This is a genomic window from Arthrobacter sp. AG367 (assembly GCF_007828995.1).
Lineage (GTDB): Bacteria > Actinomycetota > Actinomycetes > Actinomycetales > Micrococcaceae > Arthrobacter.
On the sequence record NZ_VIVE01000001.1, the window covers coordinates 796118 to 811815 of the forward strand.

General features: G+C 67.2%; 10 protein-coding genes. 3 read left to right on the plus strand and 7 right to left on the minus strand.

Translation table 11 applies throughout. The annotated features are described in order from the left end of the window. Positions 1-12: 12 nt before the first annotated feature. On the minus strand, positions 13-3453 hold the full coding sequence (locus FB478_RS03670) for a ribonuclease E/G (RefSeq protein WP_144599802.1): 3441 nt from the start codon (positions 3451-3453) through the stop codon (positions 13-15). A 438-nt stretch (positions 3454-3891) separates the two neighbouring features. On the opposite strand from FB478_RS03670, the gene FB478_RS03675 reads away from it, so the two are divergent. Continuing rightward, positions 3892-4560: a vitamin K epoxide reductase family protein gene (locus FB478_RS03675; RefSeq protein WP_056390664.1), complete on the plus strand. Its 669-nt coding sequence runs from the start codon at positions 3892-3894 to the stop codon at positions 4558-4560. 63 nt (positions 4561-4623) lie between these two features. Here FB478_RS03675 and ndk read toward each other — a convergent pair whose 3' ends face one another. The 4 genes from ndk to ileS form a co-directional block, all read right to left on the minus strand. Beyond that, a complete protein-coding gene (gene ndk / locus FB478_RS03680; protein ID WP_018769466.1) occupies positions 4624-5043 on the minus strand; it encodes a nucleoside-diphosphate kinase in 420 nt (139 codons plus the stop codon). A gap of 65 nt (positions 5044-5108) precedes the next feature. After that, positions 5109-5570 carry a DUF4233 domain-containing protein gene (locus tag FB478_RS03685; protein WP_026265799.1) on the minus strand — a complete coding sequence of 154 codons (462 nt, stop codon included), beginning with the start codon at positions 5568-5570 and terminating at the stop codon, positions 5109-5111. Between the two features lie 2 nt (positions 5571-5572). Further along, the gene (locus FB478_RS03690; protein WP_056390666.1) at positions 5573-6931 is read right to left on the minus strand and encodes a folylpolyglutamate synthase/dihydrofolate synthase family protein; all 1359 of its coding nucleotides are present in this window, start codon (positions 6929-6931) and stop codon (positions 5573-5575) included. Between the two features lie 3 nt (positions 6932-6934). Continuing rightward, positions 6935-10252, minus strand: a complete 3318-nt coding sequence (gene ileS / locus FB478_RS03695) for an isoleucine--tRNA ligase (RefSeq protein ID WP_056390669.1) — start codon at positions 10250-10252, stop codon at positions 6935-6937. A gap of 454 nt (positions 10253-10706) precedes the next feature. On the opposite strand from ileS, the gene FB478_RS03700 reads away from it, so the two are divergent. Beyond that, entirely contained in the window at positions 10707-11741 is a 1035-nt protein-coding gene (locus FB478_RS03700; RefSeq protein WP_056390673.1) for an endonuclease/exonuclease/phosphatase family protein, read from the plus strand. 36 nt (positions 11742-11777) lie between these two features. Here the strand turns inward: FB478_RS03700 and FB478_RS03705 are convergent, their stop codons facing one another. Then, positions 11778-12536 (minus strand): SDR family oxidoreductase, encoded by a 759-nt coding sequence (locus FB478_RS03705; protein WP_026265800.1) that lies wholly within the window; start codon positions 12534-12536, stop codon positions 11778-11780. Between the two features lie 18 nt (positions 12537-12554). Further along, a complete protein-coding gene (locus tag FB478_RS03710; protein ID WP_082581724.1) occupies positions 12555-12935 on the minus strand; it encodes a DUF488 domain-containing protein in 381 nt (126 codons plus the stop codon). Between the two features lie 72 nt (positions 12936-13007). Between FB478_RS03710 and valS the strand changes: the two genes are divergently transcribed. Next, positions 13008-15629 (plus strand): valine--tRNA ligase, encoded by a 2622-nt coding sequence (valS, locus tag FB478_RS03715; protein ID WP_056390681.1) that lies wholly within the window; start codon positions 13008-13010, stop codon positions 15627-15629. Positions 15630-15698: the final 69 nt, after the last annotated feature.

The window sequence follows — 15698 nt, forward strand, 5'->3', positions numbered from 1 at the left end:
CTGCGCCCTGGCTTAGAGCTCCGAGGCGGGGACGCCGACGCCGAGGATGATCGGTTCCCCTGCCGGCTTGCCGGGCTCCGCCGCAGCGGGCTGTGCTTTGGCGGTGTCCGGGGCCTTGGCTGCGTGCGAGTGCCCCGCGCCTGTCGCCTGGACGTTCTCGTGGTGCTGGACAACGGTTTCATTTGCGGCACCCTGGGCACGGCTGGCAGCGCGGTGGCGCCGCGGCCTGCGTTGCCGGGACTGCTCCAGCGTGTGGTCGGAGTAGTCCTTTTCCGCCGGAGCTTCCACGGCGGCACGCGCCTCCGCTCCCCCGCCGGGCTGCTGTTCGGGCACCGACTGTTTGGGCGCTGACTGTTCGGCCGGCTTCACCGTGTCTGCGGCCTTGGCGGGCGCGTTCTCCACGGGGGAAGCCGGCTGGCCGAGGTGGGCAAAGGCTTCCGCGAGCCGGTCCAGCGTGAGGGCGGGCCTGGGATGCTGGTCCTCAGCGTGCTCCACGAAGGGAAGCGGGACTTCCTCGCCGCCGAAGGTCAGGACAGCTGCGGGGCGTGCCGGGCCATCGGCGTCGTGCTTCTCTTCAATAGGGGCCTGCGCAGGCTCGGCGGACGGTGCCTGCCGGGTGGCTGCCACCTCATCGTCATGCAGGTGGGCCGCATGGGCGGCAGCCGCGATGTTCGCCAGGGCAAGCCGGGTGGCCTCTGCCTTTGCGTGCCGCTCTGCGTCTGTGGGGTCCGGAAGGACGGTGTGGACGTGGACAGCAGGCGCCGGGGCAGCCTCGGGCTGCTGGCCGCCGCGTCCCCGCCGCCGTTTGCGCTCGGGACGGACTCCGGGCTGGCCGCCATCGGCCCGCTGCCCTTCGGGGCGGTGGGCTTCCCCGCGGGCTTCGGGGCGGCTGTCGGCGCGCTGGACGTGGTGCTCGGCCGCCACAATGTTGGCGCGGCGGTGCTCCACGGGATCGTCGTGCGTCACTACGCCCCGGCCGGCGCAGGCCTCACACTGCTCGCCGAAGACTTCCAGCAGGCCCGTCCCCATGCGCTTGCGGGTCATCTGGACCAGGCCCAGCGACGTGACCTCGGCAACCTGGTGCTTGGTCCGGTCGCGGCCCAGGCATTCCACCAGGCGGCGCAGGACCAGGTCGCGGTTGGATTCGAGCACCATGTCGATGAAGTCGATCACGATGATGCCGCCGATGTCGCGCAGCCGCAGCTGGCGCACCACTTCCTCGGCAGCTTCCAGGTTGTTCTTGGTGACGGTTTCCTCGAGGTTGCCGCCGCTGCCGGTGAACTTGCCGGTGTTGACGTCCACCACGGTCATGGCCTCGGTGCGGTCGATGACCAGGGAGCCGCCGGAGGGCAGGAACACCTTCCGCTCAAGGGCCTTGTGGATCTGCTCGTCGATGCGCCAGGCGGAGAAGATGTCCTGGTCCTTGGTCCACTTCTCGAGGCGGCCCACCAGGTCCGGCGCCACGTACGTGACGTAGGCCTCGATGGTGTCCCAGGCCTCCTCACCGGAGACGATCAGTTTGGAGAAGTCCTCGTTGAAGACGTCCCGGACCACCTTGATGGTCAGGTCCGGTTCGCCGTACAGCAGCTCCGGGGCCAGGATCTTGGTGGACTGGGACTGGCTTTCGATGCCTTCCCACTGGGCGCGCAGGCGGTTGATGTCGTGCGTCAGTTCCTCTTCCGAGGCACCTTCCGCGGCGGTCCGGACGATGACGCCGGCGTGCTCGGGCAGGCGGTCCTTGAGGATGCGCTTGAGGCGGTTGCGTTCGACGTCGGGCAGCTTGCGGGAGATGCCGGTCATGGAGCCGCCGGGCACGTAGACCAGGTAGCGGCCGGGAAGGGAGATCTGGCTGGTCAGCCGGGCGCCCTTGTGGCCGACGGGATCCTTGGTCACCTGGACCAGGACGGTGTCGCCGGATTTGAGCGCGTTCTCGATGCGGCGCTGCTTGCCTTCGAGGTTGACGGCTTCCCAGTTGACCTCACCGGCGTACAGCACGGCGTTGCGGCCACGCCCGATGTCCACGAACGCAGCTTCCATTGACGGCAGCACGTTCTGGACCTTGCCCAGGTAGACGTTGCCGATGAGCGAGTCCTGCTGGGTCTTGGATACGAAATGCTCGGCCAGGACACCGTCTTCAAGGACGGCGATCTGGATTCTGTCGTCGCGCTGGCGGACGATCATCTGCCGGTCCACGGATTCGCGGCGGGCCAGGAACTCGGCCTCGGTGATGACGGTGCGGCGGCGGCCGGTGTCGCGGGATTCGCGGCGGCGCTGCTTCTTGGCCTCAAGGCGGGTGGAGCCCTTGACGCTGGTGACCCGGTTGTTGACCGGCGCTTCACTGACCGCGCGCGGGGCACGGACCCTCGTCACCGTGTTGGGCGGGTCGTCGCCTTCCCCGCCGGTCAGCTCCAGGTCCTGGTCACCGCGGCGGCGGCGACGGCGGCGGCGGGACGTCACGCCGTCCTCGGCTTGTGTGGCGCTGTCCTCGTCGGCCTCGTCCTCGGCGTCAGCCTCGGCGCTCCCACCCTCGATGTCCTCGTCCGCCTTGTCGCCGACGCGGCTGCGGCCCCTGCGGCCGCGGCTGCGGCGCCGGCGGCGGCTGGAGGAATCGTCGCCGTCGTCGGTTTCTTCCTCTTCAGGTTCCTCGACGGCGGGTGCTGCGGGACGGACCACGGTGCTGAGGTCCGGGGCCTGGAAGAGCACGGATGTGGGCGATGCAGGCTCCAGGAAGAGGGAACCAAAGGGGCTGGCGGCCGCGGCGGGGGCGGTCTGTTCCTTGACCGCAGCGTGCTCTTCCTTGGCCACAGCGGGGGTTTCCCGGGCAGGCCCGGGGGCTCCGGCAGCCTCGGCGGCCGCGACGGGTTCCTGGGGCTGCTCCTGCGCAGGAGCTGCTTCCTGGGCGGCAGCTTCCTCCCGGGCCGGTTCCTGTGCCGGGGCTTCCGGGATTGCTGGTTCTGCAGCGACGGCGTCCGCTGCCGCGGCTTCCGCCGCGGGCGGGGCAGCCGGGGACGCGGCCTTGCGGGTGGCTACCCGACGGCGGCGAACAGGTTTGGTTTCGGCGTCCGCCGTGGCAGCAGGTGCTGCGGCAGCGTCTTCACCGGCCACGGCCGGTGCCGGGGCATCAACGGACGCAGCATCAACAGGCGCAGTGCCGGCGGCAGCGGTTGCCTCTGCGTCATCAGCGAAGGCGGGCAGGGGTTCGGGGGCGTCCGCTTTCCTGCGGGCGCGGGTGCGGCGGGCCGGGGCCTTGGTCGCCGCGGCGGCTTCCGCCGACGGCGAGTCGCCGCTTACTTCAGGGGCGGCTGCCTCCGGCGCCGTGGCCGCTGCATCCGTCACGTCTTCTTCGGTCTTGGGAGCCGTTTTCCGGCGGGTACGTACAGCCCTCTTGGGTGCAGCAGCAGCCTCGGCAGCCGGTGCATCATCGTTAACGGCCAGTTCCTGATCATTGTCCATATGTGGCAACACTCCTGCCCCTGACGTACCGCCACATCCGGCACCCATTGGGGCACATATTGTCAAAACCCGCAGGCGTTGACAGAAGTCACGTGGATACTCCCAGGTTCGCACCGTCATTGGGGTGCGGCAGCCCGTGGGAGCCGGTGGATGTTCTGAAAACCCGTTGTTCTGCGTGCCACAACCAGGTGCCGCCCAATGGAGTGGCGGGAGTGCCGGAAGAATCCGAAGCCTGCCCTGCCCATCATTGGCGGTCTTGGGAACATACCACCGGACCGGAGTCCGAATGTGGATCGGCTTCCAGCCACGTTCATTCTCTCATACCCGCGCCGGATCGCCGCGGAGGCAGGCACTTCCGTTCCCATTCCTGTGTGGCGGCACCAGCCGCCGGCGTTACAATCAGGCTCAGGAGCACCGGACGAAAAGGACGCCACACCCATGCCCAGCATCTCCCCCGTCAGCGCCCATGAAACGGAAAGGGCCACGGATCCGCAGGCCACTGCGGCCGCAGGCGTTCCGCGGATGGCCCGGAACCGGCCCTTCGGCTGGCTGCTGGTCATCACCGGAATCGTGGGCTGGCTTGCCTCCGGAACCCTGGTCCTGGAAAAGCTCGAAGTCCTCAAGGACCCCAACCACACCACCGTCTGCGACGTGAACCCCTGGATCTCCTGCGGCCAGGTCATGCAGACGTGGCAGAGTTCGCTGTTCGGTTTCCCCAACATGTTCATCGGTATCGTCGCGTTCGCCGTCACCATAACCGTGGGCATGGCGTTGCTGTCCGGTGCCGCGTTCGCGCGGTGGTACTGGATGGGGCTTCAGGTGGGCGTCACGCTCGGCTTCGCCTTCGTGGTGTGGCTGTGGTCCCAGGCCCTGTATTCGATCCACATCCTGTGCCCGTTCTGCATGATCGTCTGGGCGGCCATGATTCCGCTCTTTGTGTGGACCACCATCAGGAACATCACGGCCGGAGTGATCCCAATGCCCGCGGGGGCGGCCCGCGTGCTGGGTGATTCCGGCTGGATCATCACGGCACTGCTGTACGTGGCCGTCGTCGCCACCATCTTCTTCGCGTTCATCCAGGTCTTTGCGGGCACGTCAGGCTTCTGAGCTGCGGACGGCAAAAGGCCCCTGGTTCCGAAGAACCAGGGGCCTTTTGCTGTCCTTGGACTGTCAGCCCTGGAACCAGATCTTGATCTCGCGCTCGGCGGAGTCGGTTGAGTCGGAGCCGTGCACCAGGTTCTGCTGGACCTTCAGGCCCCAGTCCCGGCCGAAGTCGCCGCGAATGGTGCCCGGGGCCGCGGTCGTGGGGTCCGTGGTGCCGGCCAGTGACCGGAACCCTTCAATGACGCGGTGGCCTTCGAAGATGGCCGCCACCACGGGTCCGCTGAGCATGAACTCCACCAGCGGCTCGTAGAACGGCTTGCCTACGTGCTCCTCGTAATGCTGCTCCAGCAGCTCACGGGTGGCGTCGACCTTTTTCAGCTCAACAAGGCTGTAGCCCTTGGCTTCAATGCGGGCCAGGATGGCGCCGGTCAGGTTACGGGCGACGCCGTCGGGCTTGATCAGGACGAGGGTGCGCTCTGTAGTCACAACTGCTCCAATGCGTTCGTGGGGTTTCGGGATAAGTCTACGGGGACTGGCTTACGGGGACTGGTTTACGGGGACTGGGGCTGGGCGGGACCGGCCCCGTCCGGGTGGGCGGCTTCCCATTCGGCCTGTTCGCGTGCCCGCTGCGCAGCCTCGCGGTCCAGCCGGATGCCGGTGCGGATTCCGTACCACCAGGCCGCGGCGAAAAGCCCACCCACCAGGAACATGGCCGGCTCGAAGATGCCTGTGAGGATCAGGACCAGCTGCAGGATCCAGCCCAGGCCGATGCCCCAGGGCCTGTTGAGGACCGCGCAGGCGAAGATCATGACCACGCTGAGTGCGATCCCCACGCCGAGGATCAGTGCCGGCGGAAACTCCCCGCGGCGCAGGCCAAACACCACCAGGGTGGCGAAGAACATGACGAACGCTTCCAGGAGCAGCACCGTGGAAGCGAACATCACCTTGGTGGAGCGGCGCTTCTTGGGCATGCCGGGACGCCACTCGCGCTGGGCCTTGGTCAATCTGGCCACGCTTACGCCTCCGTTTTTCCGAGCAGGATCCGCGCCTCTGCCACCAGGGTGATGGAGCCGGTGACCAGCACGCCGCCGGAAAGGTCGTCATTGGCTTCGGCCCGTTCCACGGCCCATTCGAGTGCGTCGTCCAGCTTTTCGGCGATGTGGACGTTGTCCTCGCCAAATCCCAGGTCGATCGCCAGCTCCGCCAGCTCGGCGGCCGGAACCGCCCGGGGAGAGTTGGACTGGGTGAAGCAGTACTCCACTGCCATGTCGCCCAGCGACTCCCTGATTTCGCGCAGGATCTCCTCCGCGTCCTTCTCCTTGAGCACGCCCACCACCGGAACCAGCCTGGTGAAGGTGAATGCTTCCCGCAGGGCGGCGGCGGAGGCCTTGATGCCGTCGGGGTTGTGGGCGGCGTCCACGATGATGGTGGGTGCGGTCCGCACCACCTCAAGGCGGCCGGGGGACGTGACGGCCGCGAAGCCTTCCTGCAGCACGTCGAGGTCGAGTTCCTTTTCACCGCCGAAGAACGCCTCCAAGGCGGCCACCGCGACGGCAGCGTTCTGTGCTTGGTGGGCGCCGTGCAGTGGCAGCATGAGGTCCGGGTAGCGGCCGGCGATGCCCTGGATAGTCAACACCTGCCCGCCAACAGCCACCGTCCGTGACTCGACACCGAACTCAACGCCCTCGAAGCGGAACGGTACGCCCACCGCCTTGGCCTTCTCCAGCAGCACCTGGGCCGCATCGAGGGGCTGGGCCGCGCTGATGAGGTAGCCGCCGGGCTTGATGATGCCGGCCTTTTCGCGGGCGATGTCCTCCGTGGTGTCGCCCAGGAGGTCGGTATGGTCCAGCGAAATCGGCGTCACCACCGAGACCTGGCCGTCGCCGACGTTGGTGGCATCGGTAATGCCGCCCAAACCCACCTCGATGATGGCCACGTTGACCGGCTGGTCAGCGAAGATGGCGAAGCCCAGGATGGTGAGGCACTCGAAGTACGTCAGTCTCGGCTCCCCCTCGGCTTCGAGTTCCGAGTCCACAATCTGCAGGTAGGGCCTGATTTCGTCCCAGATCCTGACAAACGTCTCGTCGGATACCGGATGGCCGTCGATGCTGATCCGCTCGGTGACCTTGGACAGGTGCGGGCTGGTGTAGCGTCCGGTGCTCAGGCCGTGGGCGCGGAGCACGGACTCGATCATCCTGGATGTGGACGTCTTGCCGTTGGTTCCGGTCACATGGATGATCGGGAACGCCTTGTTGGGCTCGCCCAGCACGTCCATCGCACGGAACAGCGGAGCCAGCCGCGGCTCCATCTTGTTTTCCGGCGCCCGTCCCAGCAGTTCGGCGTAAACGCTTTCCACGGAAAATTCGTCGCTCATGTCCTAGGCCTCCACTTTTTCAACCGCAACGGCGGGTTCGGACACGGTGCCCGGCTCTGCCACCAGGTCCACCGTCAGTGTCTCGCCCTTGACCAGTTCGGCGTTGGCCAGCAGGGCATCAACGACGTTCCCGGGAGCGGTGACGGTGGTACGGATGCGGTCGCTCACGTTGAGCCCGGCGTCCTTGCGGGCCTGCTGGATTGCCCGCACCATGTCGCGTGCCAGCCCTTCGGCTTCAAGCTCCGGCGTGACTTCCGTGTTCAGCACGACGAAGCCGCCGCCGGGCAGCACGGCCACAGCCGCGGAAGCACCGCCGGACCCGGCAACCACTGTCTCAAGCGTGTACTCCTGGGGTTCCAGCTGCAGCCCGCCGGCGGTGACCACACCGGCGTCGTCCACCGACCAGTCCCCTGACTTGGACCCCTTGATGGCAACCTGGACGTTCTTGCCCAGGCGCGGCCCGGCAGCGCGGGCGTTGACCACCAGCTTCTGCTGGATCCCGAACTCCTCCGGGGAGGCGGTGGCGGCGTCCAGCAGGCGAACGGAACGGAGGTTCAGTTCATCGGCGACGACGGCGGCGAAACCCTGCAGGGCGTCCGCTCCGGGTGCCACAACCGTCAGCTCCTGCAGCGGCAGGCGGACACGCAGGTTGGCTGCCTTGCGGAGCGAGGAACCGGTGGAGCAGATCTGCTGGATCCGGTCCATGGTTTCCACCAGGGAGGGGTTGGCGGGGAACAGGTCCGCCTCCGGCCAGTCGGCCAGGTGCACGGACCGGCCGCCGGTCAGGCCGCGCCAGATTTCCTCGGAAACCAGCGGCAGCAGCGACGCGGCGGCACGGGTGACGGTCTCCAGGGCAGTGAACAGCGCATCGAAGGCGTCCTGGTCCTCGTCGAAGAACCGCTGGCGGCTGCGGCGGACGTACCAGTTGGTGAGCATGTCCAGGTAGCTGCGCAGCGAGTCGCAGGCGCCGGAGATGTCGTAGGTGTCCAGCTGTGCCGTCATGCTGCGGACGAGGTCGCCCGTGTTGGCCAGCAGGTACTGGTCCAGGGTGTCCCGGTAGCCCTCGTAGCGCAGTTTGGCATCGTAACCGGCGCCACCGTTCGCGGCGTTCGTGTACAGGGTGAAGAAGCTGTACACGTTCCAGAGCGGCAGGATCACCTGGCGGACGCCGTCCCGGATGCCCTGCTCGGTGACGATCAGGTTGCCGCCCCGGAGGATGGGGCTGGACATGAGGAACCAGCGCATGGCGTCGGAGCCGTCGCGGTCCAGGACCTCGGAGACGTCCGGGTAGTTGCGCAGGCTCTTGGACATTTTCTGGCCGTCGGATCCAAGCACAATGCCATGGCTGATGACGTTGCGGAACGCCGGCCGGTCAAACAGTGCGGTGGACAGGATGTGCAGCATATAGAACCAGCCGCGGGTCTGGCCGATGTACTCCACGATGAAATCCGCGGGGTTGTGCGTGTTGAACCAGGCTTCGTTTTCGAACGGGTAGTGCACCTGTCCGTAGGGCATGGAGCCGGAGTCGAACCAGACGTCCAGGACGTCCTCGACGCGGCGCATCACGGACTGGCCCTCTTCGGGGGTGCGGGGATCGTCCGGGTTGGGCCTGGTGAGCTCGTCGATGAACGGCCGGTGGAGGTCCACCTCGCCGTCCTTGTTCAGGGGCAGCCGGCCGAAGTCCGCCTCGATCTCGGCCAGGGAACCGTAGACGTCGGTGCGCGGGTATTCGGGATCCGTTGACTGCCACACCGGGATGGGGCTGCCCCAGAAGCGGTTCCGGCTGATGGACCAGTCGCGGGCGTTCTCCAACCATTTGCCGAACTGGCCATCCTTGACGTTCCCCGGGATCCAGTTGATCTCCTGGTTCAGTTCGGACATCCGGTCCTTGAACTTGGTGACCTCCACATACCAGGAGGACACCGCACGGTAGATCAGCGGGTTGCGGCAGCGCCAGCAGTGCGGGTAGCTGTGCTCGTAGCTGGCCTGCCGGACCAGCCTGCCCTGGGCGCGGAGCACTTGGGTGATGGGCTTGTTGGCCTCGAAGACCTGCAGGCCCGCGATGTCGTGGAGGTCGCCGTGCTTGAACAACGGCAGGAATTTGGCACCCTCGTCCACGGAGAGCACCACGGGAATGCCAGCCTCCTCGCAGACTTTCTGGTCGTCTTCACCGTAGGCGGGCGCCTGGTGCACCACGCCGGTTCCGTCGGTGGTGGTGACGTAGTCAGCCACTACGAACCGCCAGGCGTTCTCCATGCCGTACTTTTCGTTGTCGGCAAAGTCGTCCCAGAGCCGCTGGTATGCCAGGCCTTCCAGTTCGGCGCCGGAGTGGGTGGACACCACGGCGGCTTCCGCGTCCTCGAAGCTGTCGTAGCCGAGGTCCTTGGCGTAGGCGCCCAGGAGGTCCGCCGCGAGCAGGAAGCTGCCCGTGACCGGGGCGTCGGCCGAGGCGGCCTTGATGCCGTTGGGACCGGCGGGCAGCACGGCGTACGTGATGGAAGGCCCGACGGCGAGCGCGGCGTTGGTGGGCAGCGTCCAGGGGGTGGTGGTCCAGGCGAGCGCCTGCACGCCGGCAAGTTCCTTGGACAGTTCCGAATCCCCGGCAAGGATGGGGAAGGTGACGGTGACGGTCTGGTCCTGGCGGTTCTTGTAGACGTCGTCGTCCATTCGCAGCTCATGGTTGGACAGCGGGGTTTCGTCTTTCCAGCAGTACGGCAGCACCCGGTAGCCGTTGTACGTCAGGCCCTTGTCATGCAGCTGCTTGAACGCCCAGAGAACCGACTCCATGTACTCGACATTGAGTGTCTTGTAGTCGTTGTCGAAGTCCACCCACCGGGCCTGCCGGGTGACGTAGCTGCGCCACTCATCGGCGTACTTCATGACGGACGCTCGGCAGGCGTCGTTGAACTTGTCGATGCCCATGGCCTCGATCTGGGTCTTGTCCGTCATCCCCAGCTGTTTCATGGCCTCCAGCTCGGCGGGCAAGCCGTGGGTGTCCCAACCGAAACGGCGTTCCACGCGCTTGCCGCGCTGGGTCTGGTAGCGGCCAACCAAGTCCTTGGCGTAGCCGGTGAGGAGGTGGCCGTAGTGGGGCAGGCCGTTGGCGAACGGCGGGCCGTCGTAGAACACGAATTCGTTGCTGCCCGGCTCCCCGCCGGGGACGTCGGCGCTGCGCTGGTCAATGCTGGCCTGGAAGGTGCCGTCCTGGTCCCAGTACTTCAGGATGCGCTCTTCGATCTCCGGGAACTTCACGGAGGCGGAAACGCCGGCGCTGCCTTTGGAGGAGGTGCTGGAGGCTGAGGCCTTGGGGTAAAACGTCATGTTCGACATCCTGGGTTGAGCGTGGTGAGCCCCCGGCACGGCCGGAGGTTCCGTTCAGGATGCGAGGACGGCTGCCGTGCCGTCCCGAAGACTGCACGCCCACCGCGGTACCACCTCACTTACCGGCGCCGCGTGGTTCCCAAAGGAACACCCGCCGCCCCGGCCGCTTCATTACTGCTGTGACGGGCTTACCCGTCCGGTTCTACTGACGCGGGCCCGCCTTGCGGGGCGCGGCCTGCGTGTTCTTCCGGAAGCTCACCGGTGATTGCCGGGTCATAGCCACTGCAGAGTCTACTATCGCCGCGGCATCCAGTGCCATTCCGGGCGCAACGCGGTTCCGGCGGGCAGTGCCGTTCCGCCGGGGTGTGCCGTTCGGGGCGGGCCGGGCCATTTCCGGGCGGCCTTCTCCGTCCGGGGGCTGCCGCCGTCACCGTGCATTGCCTAGACTCGCGTCATGACGGCTTCCGGGCGCCCCGCGGGATGGAGGCGTACGGCCACCGCGTGCAGGTGGCTGTTCATCCCTGCTGCCCTGCCGGTGGCGGCGGTCTCCGCCGTCCGCGCGGTGCCTGCCGACTGGCCGGTACTCGGTGTCCAGCTGGTGGCATTCACGCCCTGGCTCGCCGTTCCCGCCGCCGCAGCGCTGCTCATGGCCTTCGCTGGACGGAGCCGGTGGCAGCAGGTCCTGGCCACGGCACTGGCGGCCTGCCAGGTGTTCTGGCTTTTCCCGCTCGATATCCGCGCACCGGCCGCCGGGGCAACCGCCGGGGCAGCGGCCGGGGCTTCCGGCACGTCGGTCTCCCTGGTTGCCATGAGCATCAACACGGAACTGGGCGGGGCTGATGCCGGCAGCATCGTGGCCCTGGTCCGTGATTTGCATGTAGACCTGTTGGCGGTTGAGGAGTACACACCCGAAATGGCGCGAAAGCTGATGGCGGCCGGACTCGACGACCTGCTCCCCCACCGGGTTGCCCAGGCCCGTGACCGCGCCGCAGGCTCCGCCATCTACTCCTCCTACAACCTGACAGCCACCAGCGTCCTCCCGGACACGCGGTTCGCCATGCCCGTGGCACGCCTTGACCTCGGCAGCGGTGCCGGCCTGCGTGTGGTGGCAGTCCACGCCCTGGCGCCAGTGGGAAAAGGCCTCAGTCAATGGCGCAGCGACCTGGCTGCCGTGGCCAGGGCTGCCGACGGATCCGGTCCCCTGCTGCTGGCGGGAGACTTCAACGCGACCTACGACCACCGGGAATTCCGGGACCTGTTGGCCGGAACGGGCGGCAACCTGCCCCTGGTGGACGTGGCTGCCGCCGTGGGCAGCAGGCTGGTGCCCACGTGGCCCATGCGCGGCTTCCGGCTGCCGGGGATTGCCCTGGACCATCTGGTGACCAGCCCGGACATCAGAGCATCGGATTACTCGGTCCACCGGGTTGGCGGGACGGACCATGCCGCCGTGGCAGCCACCCTGACCGTCCGGGTCTCCCAGTGTTCCTGACCGGTCCAGCCACGGGATGGGCAGGCCCCGCCCGGCTCAGCCCTTCCTGACCAGCTTGTGGGTGGCTGCCTGCGCCACCGGCCGGATGACGATCTGGTCCAGGTTGACGTGGTGCGGAACCGTGACGGCATAACGGACCACGTCGGCCACGTCCTCTGCGGTCAGCGGCTTCTCAACCCCCCGGTAGACCTTGTCCGCCGCCTGCGCGTCCCCCAGGCGGTTGAGCGCGAATTCCTCGGTCTGCACCAGGCCCGGCGCCACCTCGATGACGCGGACGTTGTTCTCCACCTCTTCAAGCCGGAGCGCGTTGGTCATGGCGTGCTGGGCGAACTTCGCGGCGTTGTAGCCGCCGCCGCCCTCGTACGCGTCCAGTCCCGCAGTGGAGGTGAGGTTCAGCACGGTACCTTCGCCGTTGGCGCGCAGCATGGGCAGGAAGGCGCGGGTGAGCTTCATGGTGCCCAGGACGTTGACCCGGTACATCCACTCCCAGTCCTCCGTGCTGGCATCTCCTACCCTGTCGGCGCCGCGGGCGCCGCCGGCAATGTTGATGAGCGTATCGATGCCGCCCGAGTCGGTGACCTGCGCGAGGAGCCGGGACACGTCGTCGTCCTCTGCAATGTCAGCAGGAATCGCCACGGCGCCTGTCCCGCTTTCCAGGGCGGCCAGGCGTTCGGCGCGGCGTGCCACGGCGAAGACCGTCCACCCGTCGGCGCGCAGCGCGCGCACAGTGGCCTCCCCGATTCCGCTGCTTGCTCCGGTCACCAGTGCCGCTTTTTTCTGCATGTCCTTCGTCATGGCACCACCCTAACGGGATCAGCCGGCAGGACGTCCCCGGAGGTAATCAAGCAGGACAAGGGCGTGGTTTGCCTCCGTGTTGCGGGCAGCGTAGAGCAGGGTGATCCTGGGGTGGCCGGCGGCCAGTTCCAGCAGCGTCTCCACCGCCGGATTGGAATCCAGTTCCACCTGGTAGCGTTCGCTGAATTCCGCGAACCGTCCGGGGCGGTGGTTGAAGTCCTTGCGCAGCCCGGTGGACGGGGCCACGTCCTTGAGCCACATATCGATGGCCGCGTTCTCCCTGGACATCCCACGCGGCCAGAGACGGTCCACCAGCACCCGGCAGCCGTCGTCGTCCGCCGGTGGATCGTAGATGCGCTTGATGCCAAAGGTGCCCCGCTGTTGGACCATACGCCGCATGCTACCCGCCTTCGCATGCGGCGTAGCGGGACCGGTTGGGTGGGATGGAAGCGGGCATGAAAGAATTGCCCAATGGCTGAAGACACGCAGGGTACAGACACGCCCACCACCGCCCCCATCAACGTTCCGGACAAACCGGCCCTCGAAGGCCTCGAAGCAGCGCTCACCCAGCGCTGGCTGGCCGAGGGAACCTACAAGTTCAACCGCGACACCACCCGGGAGCAGGTCTACTCGATCGACACTCCCCCGCCCACGGCGTCGGGATCCCTGCATGTGGGCCACATGTTCTCCTTCACCCAGACCGACGTGCAGGCGCGCTACATGCGCATGACCGGCAGGAACGTCTTCTACCCCATGGGCTGGGATGACAACGGCCTCCCCACGGAGCGCCGTGTCCAGAACTACTACGGTGTCCGCTGCGATCCCGCCATCCCCTACAACGCCGACTACCGGCCGCCCGCCCAGCCTGCCAAGAACCAGCGCGATTTCGACGTCGTCTCACGCCAGAACTTCATCGAGCTCTGCGAGGAACTGGCTGTCGAGGACGAGAAGGTCTTCGAAAACCTGTTCCAGACCCTGGGCCTGTCCGTCGACTGGGACCTGACGTACCGCACCATCGACGACACCTCCCGCGCCGTGTCCCAGCGTGCCTTCCTTGCCAACCTGGCCGCCGGCGACGCGTACATGGCCGAAGCACCCACACTGTGGGACGTCACCTTCCGCACGGCGGTTGCGCAGGCCGAACTGGAGGACCGTGAGGTTCCGGGCGCCTACTACCGGTACCCCTTCTTCACCGAAGACGGGGACAAGGTATTCATCGAGACCACGCGTCCGGAACTCCTGGCTGCCTGTGCCGCGCTGGTGGCAAACCCCGACGACGAGCGGTACCAGCCGCTGTTCGGCAAGACCGTGAAGTCCCCGCTGTTCGACGTTGAACTCGAGGTCAAGGCCCACCCGCTGGCCAAAGCGGACAAGGGCTCCGGCATCGCCATGGTCTGCACCTTCGGTGACCTGACCGACGTCACCTGGTGGCGGGAACTGCAGCTGCCCACTCGCGCCATCATGGGCCGAGACGGCCGCATCATTGCCGAGACCCCCGACTGGATCACCAGTGAGGCCGGCAGGGAAGCGTACGCCGCGATCGCCGGCAAGACGGCCTTCTCCGCCAAGGAAGCCGTGGTGGAACTGCTCAAGGAAGCGGACCTGCTGGACGGTGAGCCCAAGAAGATCACCCACCCGGTCAACTTCTTCGAGAAGGGCGACAAACCCCTGGAAGTGGTCACGTCCCGCCAGTGGTACATCCGCAACGGCGGCCGCGACGAGGACCGCCGCGAACGCCTGATCGGCCGCGGCAAGGAGATCGACTTCCACCCGTCCTTCATGCGCTCCCGCTACGAGAACTGGATCGCCGGCCTGAACGGTGACTGGCTGGTCTCCCGCCAGCGGTTCTTCGGCGTGCCCATCCCCGTCTGGTACCCGCTCGACGCCCAGGGCAACCCGGAGTACGACAACCCCATCCTGCCCTCCGACGAACTGCTGCCCGTTGACCCCGCGGCTGACGCTGCCCCCGGCTTCGACGAGGCGCAGCGCGACCAGCCCAACGGCTTCACGGGCGACGCCGACGTCCTGGACACGTGGGCCACCTCCTCGCTGACCCCGCAGATCGTTGGCGGCTGGAGCCGCGACGAGGACCTGTTTGCCAAGGTCTACCCGTTCGACCTCCGCCCCCAGGGGCACGACATCATCCGGACCTGGCTCTTCTCGTCGGTGGTCCGCGCCGATGCCCTCCAGAACTGCGCGCCGTGGAAGCACGCTGCCATCTCCGGCTGGATCCTGGACCCGGACCGCAAGAAGATGTCCAAGTCCAAAGGCAACGTGGTGGTCCCCACCGACGTGCTGAACGAGTACGGCTCGGACGCGGTCCGCTACTGGGCTGCCTCCGCACGCCTTGGCGCCGACACCGCCTATGAGATTGCCCAGATGAAGATCGGCCGCCGCCTGGCCATCAAGCTCCTCAATGCCTCCAAGTTCGTGCTGAACCTCGGTGCCACCGAGAACTCGGTGCTGGCCGGCGATCTCTCCGTCCTTTCGAACCCCCTGGACCGTGCCCTGCTGGCCCAACTGGCCGACGTCGTCACCCAGTCCACCAAGGCGTTCGACAACTACGACTACGCCCGCGCCCTGCAGCTCACGGAGACATTCTTCTGGCAGTTCACGGATGACTACGTGGAGCTGATCAAGGACCGCGCCTATGGAGCGGCAGGCGAAGCCGAGCAGGCATCCGTGCTGGCAGCCCTGGCCACCACCCTGGACACCCTGCTGCGCCTCTTCGCCCCGTTCCTGCCCTTCGCCACCGAGGAAGTCTGGAGCTGGTGGCGCAACGGATCGGTGCACCGGGCGGCGTGGCCGGCCGCGCTGGAGATCCCCGGCGGAGACACCACCATGCTGGCAACCGTGGGCGTGGCCCTCAGCGGTGTCCGCAAGGCCAAGTCCGAGGCAAAGGTCAAGCAGCGCACCGAGGTCCTCTCCGCGACGATCACCGCTCCGGAGGCACTGACGGCGCAACTGCAGGCTGGCCTGGCCGACCTGAAGGCGGCGTCCAACGCCCGGCAGATCACGTTGGTGGCGGGCGACGGAGATCTTGCCGTCACGGACGTTGCCCTCGCCGCTAGCGACGAACCCGCCAAGGCCTGACAGCCGGTCTCATCCGAACGGGCCCGTTTCCGGGCAAAGGGGAAGCCCCATCAGCGTTTTGCCGTTGGT

What these genes read in the sequence shown, in the direction of transcription:
- FB478_RS03670 (WP_144599802.1), bottom strand. Translation starts at nt 3,453, where the DNA reads ATGGACAATGATCAGGAACTGGCCGTTAACGATGATGCACCGGCTGCC.
- FB478_RS03675 (WP_056390664.1), top strand. Translation starts at nt 3,892, where the DNA reads ATGCCCAGCATCTCCCCCGTCAGCGCCCATGAAACGGAAAGGGCCACG.
- FB478_RS03690 (WP_056390666.1), bottom strand. Translation starts at nt 6,931, where the DNA reads ATGAGCGACGAATTTTCCGTGGAAAGCGTTTACGCCGAACTGCTGGGA.
- ileS (WP_056390669.1), bottom strand. Translation starts at nt 10,252, where the DNA reads ATGACGTTTTACCCCAAGGCCTCAGCCTCCAGCACCTCCTCCAAAGGC.
- FB478_RS03700 (WP_056390673.1), top strand. Translation starts at nt 10,707, where the DNA reads ATGACGGCTTCCGGGCGCCCCGCGGGATGGAGGCGTACGGCCACCGCG.
- FB478_RS03705 (WP_026265800.1), bottom strand. Translation starts at nt 12,536, where the DNA reads ATGACGAAGGACATGCAGAAAAAAGCGGCACTGGTGACCGGAGCAAGC.
- FB478_RS03710 (WP_082581724.1), bottom strand. Translation starts at nt 12,935, where the DNA reads ATGCGGCGTATGGTCCAACAGCGGGGCACCTTTGGCATCAAGCGCATC.
- valS (WP_056390681.1), top strand. Translation starts at nt 13,008, where the DNA reads ATGGCTGAAGACACGCAGGGTACAGACACGCCCACCACCGCCCCCATC.